Origin of the sequence: Rubritalea profundi (assembly GCF_002954445.1) — a bacterium.
Taxonomy (GTDB): Bacteria; Verrucomicrobiota; Verrucomicrobiia; order Verrucomicrobiales; family Akkermansiaceae; genus Rubritalea; species Rubritalea profundi.
Genome location: NZ_MQWA01000001.1, coordinates 1,342,723 through 1,348,831, shown reverse-complemented (window position 1 = coordinate 1,348,831; position 6,109 = coordinate 1,342,723). Strand labels below are relative to the sequence as shown.

Below are 6,109 nucleotides of genomic sequence, written 5' to 3'. Positions count from 1 at the left end.
AGTCTAGCCTCTTTACCAATGACTCTTGACCGATGACCGCCCGCAGGGCTCTCCCAGCTCTGAAAACTCCACACTCCACACTTATCACTTATCACTCTCTCCCACACTCCCACACTCCCACACTCCCACACTCCCACACTCCCACACTCCCACACTCCCACACTCCCACACTCCAGCACTCCAGCACTCCAACACTTTCTCCTTTCCCCTCTCTCCTTCTATCGCTTCATCGTCCTAGCTCTGAACACTGAACACTGAACACTCCTCACTCCTCACTCCTCACTCCTCACTTTCTCCTTTCTCCTTTCTCCTCTCTCCTTCGACCGCTTCATCGTGCTGGCAACTTTAGCTTATTTCGTGTCTTTCGTGGTAGGGACATTTCAACGTGCGGATGGGTTTGTTGGCGGGTTGGATCTACTTGAGGTGATTAACTATTGCACATTATTGCTCAGGGGGTAGTTTTAGGTATGGCTGATGTCGCAAGATTGAATATATCATTACCTGAGCCGATGCTTTCAGGGATCACTCACTTGGTGAAATCCGGAGAGTATTCTACACCGAGCGAGTTCGTTCGCGATGCGGTAAGACGGGAAATGGAGCGCCGGGACAGTAAAGTGATGCGAGAATCAGCCTTGTCACATTTAAAATCACTAGCGCAAGAGGCATTTGAGAGTGGGGATGCCATGGAAGTTAAGGATGTTGAATCCTGGAAAAAGACCCAACTGAGTCGTTTAGAAGAGCGTTTGAGAGACAAGCAGCGAGCTGATGCTTAAAATTGTTGAGCGACCAAAGGCTCGTGATGACCTAGATGGCATAGCTGATTATATTGCAGCAGATAATCCAGAGGCCGCTAGGAGGGTGATTGGAGCAGTGGCTGATACCTACCTGCATCTCTCAGAATGGCCGGAAATGAGCCAGAGTTTATTAGGGGGATTTCGGATGATGCCCGTGCGGGGGTTCCGACAGTATTTAGTGCTCTACCTTTTGCGTGATGAGGCAGTTGAAATCCTGCGCGTTATTCGTTCAGACCAAGATTATCAACGCATTCTATCGACGGAGCATTGATGAGGCTCTTGTTGTAGGGATAGGACCGCGAAAAAGACGAATATTTCGAAAGCTGCTTGTAGGATGAAGGAGCTGAGGGGGGCTAAGTGTTCAGTTGGCAGTGTTCAGTTTTCAGAGCTGGGAGAGCCCTGCGGGCGGTCATCGGTCAAGAGTCATTGGTCAACAGGCTAGACTGAATCTGGAATTCTTAATTCTTAATTATTAATTGGAGCGCAGCGACTCTGCTCCGCACCGCATGTGTCGAGCCACAGCCCCCCGCAAGAGCTGAGTCAAGCCTCAGCACTCCAGAGAAGCGGAGCTCCAATGAATAATCCCGTTTCGTCTGAACACTCCCACACTTTCTCCTTTAGCCTCTCTCCCAGTCTGAACACTCCACACTCCACACTTCTCACTCTCTCCTTCTACCGCTTCATCGTGCTGGCTAGTCATTGGTAGGCAACAGTTGACAAAAAGTAGTTAAAATTTAAACTGAAATATGAAGAAGCTTAAGTTTACCTTTTGGAAAGGGACTGACGGGATGTTGCTAGGGTATCTGAATGATTTCCCTGATCATTGGACTCAGGGTGAGAATCTTAAGGATCTTAAGGAGCATCTAGGGGATCTTTATGACCTTTTTTCCTCGGAGGATATCCCTGGTATTCGGCAAGTTCAGGAGCTTGAGGTCGAAGTAGCATGAAGCGCAGAGAGCTGATCAGGAAGCTAGAAAAAGCTGGCTGTGAATTACTTCGTCATGGAGCCAAGCATGACATTTTTCATAACCTAGAGTCTGGAGTGTCAGAGCCTGTGCCGAGGCACAGGGAAATCAATGAGCTGTAGGCCCACAAGATAATCAAGAGCCTTACCGCTTCATCGTCCTAGCTCTGAACACTGAACACTCCCCACTTATCACTTTCTCCTTTAGCCTCTCTCTACCGCTTCATCGGATTGGCAACTTTAGCCCAATTCCGCACTTTCTGTAAATTCTGTGGTAAAAATCCGCTTCATCCTACAAGCAGCTTTCGAAATTTTCGTCCCTTTTTCGCGGTAGAGCTCGTGTCATCACCCGAGCAGCTTATTCGTGCGATTCGTGCGATTCGTGCGATTGGTGCTATTCGTGGTGAAAACCGCTTCATCGTCCCGGCTCTGAGAACTGAACACTGCAACGGAATTATTAATTATTCATTCTTCATTGGAGCGCAGCGACTTACCCGCCCAGGCGGCACCGAGCAGGGCGGCGAAGGTGATGGCGATCGATTCGATCTGGAACGGGAAATCGACGGTGGCGTGGAGCAGGCAGATAAACATCGCGATTGCTATCCCGCGGAAGTAAAACAGGTTACCAGTGCGGTGGCGGCGTTTCTTACTCAGCGCCTCGTTGATCAGTTCAGTCAGCAGAATGGTCGGCCCGCCACCGATGAGCAGCACAAAGCATCCGGTGCCCGCCCATCCCCACTCGACCAGCGTTTGGAGGTGGTCGTTGTGGGAGTAGACCCATTTACTGTTGAGTGCTTTACCTTCCTCTTGGCTCACATGGAAGGGGAAGAGAGGGAAGAATGATCCAGGGCCATAGCCCGCCCATCCCCATTCTGGCTGATCAATCATTTTTAGCTGCACCGAGTTGGCGATATTCCGTACTTGCAGGGTTTGGTGGTCATTATCGATCGACTTCTCCCAGCGTTCGGTCACCGTGGCGCCGAGGCTGAGGACACCAAAGATACCAGCCGCCGCAATCGCGCTGAAGATGATATTGCGTTCATGCGGGCTGCCGCTAGGTAACAGCGAGGTGGCATTGCGTAGCATGCTGAAAACGGCTCTCCAGTTCATCACGAACCAGAGGATGAGGGTGCTGACGGCAAACACAGTCCCCGCCTTGGAGCCGGCGGTCATTGCGCCGGTAAAGAGGATGATCAGGCCGATGCAGATGAACAGCGGCTGGGTGGGCTTGGCATCCTTCCGTCTGCTCAGGCGTCGGGTGGTGGCTAATAGATGGGAGAGCCCCAGCGCCAGTCCTAGATTCATATAGCTGGTTGCTATGCCGGGGCTGCGGTAGGGGCCAAAGAAGAGTGGGCGGTTCTTTAAAATGAGGTCATCGCTCCAGTAGATGCCCTCGGCACCCGTGTAGCGCTGGACTAGCCCTAGGGTGGCCACCGCCACTCCAGTCCAGAAAATAGTCCCACAGAGGACTCGTAGACTAAGAACCCTGCTTGCCACCATTTGCCGAACCGCTAGCACGATCAACAAACAAGGCAAGATGTAGCTGAGCCGGTCCCAGCCCTCTGCTTGGTCGACCCCGCCGACGTATTCTGGGTACGGTTGGCTTTCGAGTGGTAAGAACTGCCAAAAGTAGTGCACCGTGCCGATGATTTCATTCTCAATAAAGACCGTGCCGGTGTTGTAGTGCATCCAATAGCCTTGCGCTGCGATGAGTAATAGCAGGGTGAGCAAGACGGAAAAACTGACGCGACCACCCGCTTTCTTCGGCCGAGCAAAAACCAGAGCCAGCAACCCAGTTGTCGTCGCCGCATAAATCAGCGGCCAACGCCACTCACCAAAATACGAACCCACACACAACGGTCCGAGGATGAGGGTAAAACAAACAAGAATATTCAACAGGCGAGACATCGGCCGCGAACCTATGGGCGCGAATGAACAATGAACAATGAAAAATTTGTAAAAGTGAGGAGTGGTATTTAATAAGTGAAGAGTGGTAAGACTTGCTAATTGGAGCGCAGCGACTCGCTCAACGGGCTTACGGAGCTCAGCCCAGTGTTGCGGCACAGCCGCTACGCTGGGATACATCCCAACGCCAAGTTCAACTCTGAAGGAGTTGCGGAGCTCTGCAAACGACTAGATGAGGTTTTTAGACAGAATTCACAGAATCGACAGAATTACCAAGAAGTGTTCAGACTTCAGTTTGCAGACAACACGAAATCTCGTGTGACGGAGGAGCTATACGCGACAGTGTTCAGACCTGGTCGGCATCATTGATCATTCATCGGAGAACTCCCACACTTCCTAATTAATAATTAAGAATGCTGCTCGGTTGATGAAACGGGCTCTACCACGAAAGATGCTAAAGGGCCGGCAGGATGAAACAACTCTCTACCACGAATAGCACAAATCTCACGAATGGCTGCTGACCCGGACCTCTGAACACCGAACACTGAAGATGGAAGTGTCGAAGGTCTGAAAGTCGAAGGTCAAGTTAGCAAAGTCTGGGGACTTTGACCTCAGCTATCGCGACCACGCGATGTGTCTGGACTTTTGACCTTGAGACTTTTGACATAGATCTCTAAGTCGCTGCGCTCCAACTAATAATTAGCAATGAATAATTAATAATTCTAGCAGTCTGAACACCGAACACTGAACACTGAAGATGGAAGATGGAAGATGGAAGATGGAAGATGGAAGATGGAAGATGGAAGTGTCGAAGGTCTGAAAGTCGAAGGTCAAGTTAGCAAAGTCTGGGGACTTTGACCTCAGCTATCGCGACCACCCGATGTGTCTGGACTTTTGACCTTGAGACTTTTGACATAGATCTCTAAGTCGCTGCGCTCCAATTAATAATTAGCAATGAATAATTAATAATTCTAGCAGTCTGAACACCGAACACCGAAAACTTCCTCACTCCTCACTTTCCCCTTTTTCGCGGTTAAAGAGCACTGCAACGGAATTCCTAATTTAAACTGTTGACGAATTCTATCCGTTAGATTATTTCAAAAGAACAAATTGCTATATTCTATGAAGTCTCCTCAGTTAAAAAATTAATCACTCCGGCGCTAGTGACCTCTCTTGGTCTCGCTGGTTTCGCCCAAGCTCAGACTCCTCGCGCGTCTCAAGATCTTACAGGCGCCTACGGTGCCTTCAGTGAAGCCGCACTCCAGTCTGCTGCGTTCGACGCCTTCGGAGAAGGATTCCGAGACGAGACTCCACTTGGACAAGCTCTCGACTACTTCAAGTTTGGCGTTAACGTCAAAGCTGAGTACAACGATAACATCTTCCTAACCAATGCTGGTGAAATCGACGATGTCATCATCCGTGTCAGCGTCCCACTCGAATTATCCAACAGCCCAGACGCTGAGAACCAGTGGTCCTTGAAGTACGTGCCTAATTTTAACTTCTACGCCGACAACTCGGACCAAGACGGAGTCGATCACTTTGTCAATGCGGGTTACAAGCGCATCTTCCAAAAGACATCTGTCGACTTTGGTGTCGGTTACGCTAAGACCCAGGGTGCTGACCGATTTGCCAGTGGCTCAATCGAGAAAACTGGACTCACCACAAACCTTGGCCTTTCGCACCAGTTGACTGGTAAATCTAAGCTCGATCTCGACCTCACTGCGTTATCGGAAGATTTCGTGAGTAATTCTCTTTCTGACCGCGAGCGCTACAATGCACGTCTCAACTGGCAGTACCAGGTGACTGGCAAGATTTCAGTGGGTCCTTACATTGCCTACGAGCACTCCACCACTGACGGTTCATTCAACCCAACCCAGGATGCTATCTCATTCGGAGCGCGCGGTAACTACCAGGCGCTGCAGAAAACCACTCTGATTGGTTACCTTGGTGCGGAATACCGCAAATTCGACGGTGATGGCCTGGAAGACAAGACATCTCCTACCTTTGAGTTCGGCGCCCAGCATCAGCTCACGGGCAAGACTATACTCACTGGCATGCTATACCACAACATCCGAGCATCCTACAGCGATGCGGGTCAGTCCTACACCGCGACAGGTATTAACTTCCTCGCTAACTACGCCGCAACAGCACGCATCAATGCACGTGCAGGGATGAGTTACGAGCACGACAACTACTTCGGCACTTCGAGCGCTGCGACTGGTAGTCTCGATAGTGACTACGTCACCTTCTTCGTCGGTGGTGATTACGTCATGGACTGTGGTGTGACTCTGGGCTCAGGTCTGCGTTATTCCAACAATGACTCCGAGACTGCTACACGCGACTTCGGCAACCTCATTTTCAATCTAAGCGCTGGCTACAGCTTCTAAATTCATCCTCTCCCAATCAGCCTTGCCGAGTCACTGTTAGCGACTTAGTAAGGTTTTAG

At 50.4% G+C, this 6,109-nt stretch carries 6 protein-coding genes; 5 read left to right on the top strand and 1 reads right to left on the bottom strand.

The annotated features are described in order from the left end of the window. The first annotated feature begins 467 nt into the window (after positions 1 to 467). From BSZ32_RS05865 to BSZ32_RS20290, 4 genes are all read left to right on the top strand, one after another. Positions 468 to 773, top strand: a complete 306-nt coding sequence (locus BSZ32_RS05865; protein ID WP_105042572.1) for a ribbon-helix-helix domain-containing protein — start codon at positions 468 to 470, stop codon at positions 771 to 773. Further along, on the top strand, positions 766 to 1,065 hold the full coding sequence (locus BSZ32_RS05860; protein WP_105042571.1) for a type II toxin-antitoxin system RelE/ParE family toxin: 300 nt from the start codon (positions 766 to 768) through the stop codon (positions 1,063 to 1,065). Before BSZ32_RS05865 ends, BSZ32_RS05860 begins: the two co-directional genes overlap by 8 nt. A 475-nt stretch (positions 1,066 to 1,540) precedes the next feature. Continuing rightward, positions 1,541 to 1,741, top strand: coding sequence for a hypothetical protein (locus BSZ32_RS05855; RefSeq protein ID WP_105042570.1), 201 nt, complete (start codon positions 1,541 to 1,543; stop codon positions 1,739 to 1,741). Further along, the gene (locus BSZ32_RS20290; RefSeq protein WP_105042569.1) at positions 1,738 to 1,881 is read left to right on the top strand and encodes a type II toxin-antitoxin system HicA family toxin; all 144 of its coding nucleotides are present in this window, start codon (positions 1,738 to 1,740) and stop codon (positions 1,879 to 1,881) included. Before BSZ32_RS05855 ends, BSZ32_RS20290 begins: the two co-directional genes overlap by 4 nt. A gap of 342 nt (positions 1,882 to 2,223) precedes the next feature. Here BSZ32_RS20290 and BSZ32_RS05845 read toward each other — a convergent pair whose 3' ends face one another. Then, positions 2,224 to 3,666 carry an O-antigen ligase family protein gene (locus BSZ32_RS05845; protein ID WP_165788670.1) on the bottom strand — a complete coding sequence of 481 codons (1,443 nt, stop codon included), beginning with the start codon at positions 3,664 to 3,666 and terminating at the stop codon, positions 2,224 to 2,226. Positions 3,667 to 4,826: 1,160 nt separating this feature from the next. Here BSZ32_RS05845 and BSZ32_RS05840 point away from each other — a divergent pair. Then, complete coding sequence (locus BSZ32_RS05840) at positions 4,827 to 6,050, top strand: porin family protein (protein WP_105042567.1); 1,224 nt, start codon at positions 4,827 to 4,829, stop codon at positions 6,048 to 6,050. The last annotated feature ends 59 nt before the right edge of the window (positions 6,051 to 6,109 follow it).

Coding starts and splice junctions, on each gene's coding strand:
- BSZ32_RS20290 (WP_105042569.1), top strand. CDS start 1,738: ATGAAGCGCAGAGAGCTGATCAGGAAGCTAGAAAAAGCTGGCTGTGAA.
- BSZ32_RS05855 (WP_105042570.1), top strand. CDS start 1,541: ATGAAGAAGCTTAAGTTTACCTTTTGGAAAGGGACTGACGGGATGTTG.
- BSZ32_RS05845 (WP_165788670.1), bottom strand. CDS start 3,666: ATGTCTCGCCTGTTGAATATTCTTGTTTGTTTTACCCTCATCCTCGGA.
- BSZ32_RS05865 (WP_105042572.1), top strand. CDS start 468: ATGGCTGATGTCGCAAGATTGAATATATCATTACCTGAGCCGATGCTT.
- BSZ32_RS05860 (WP_105042571.1), top strand. CDS start 766: ATGCTTAAAATTGTTGAGCGACCAAAGGCTCGTGATGACCTAGATGGC.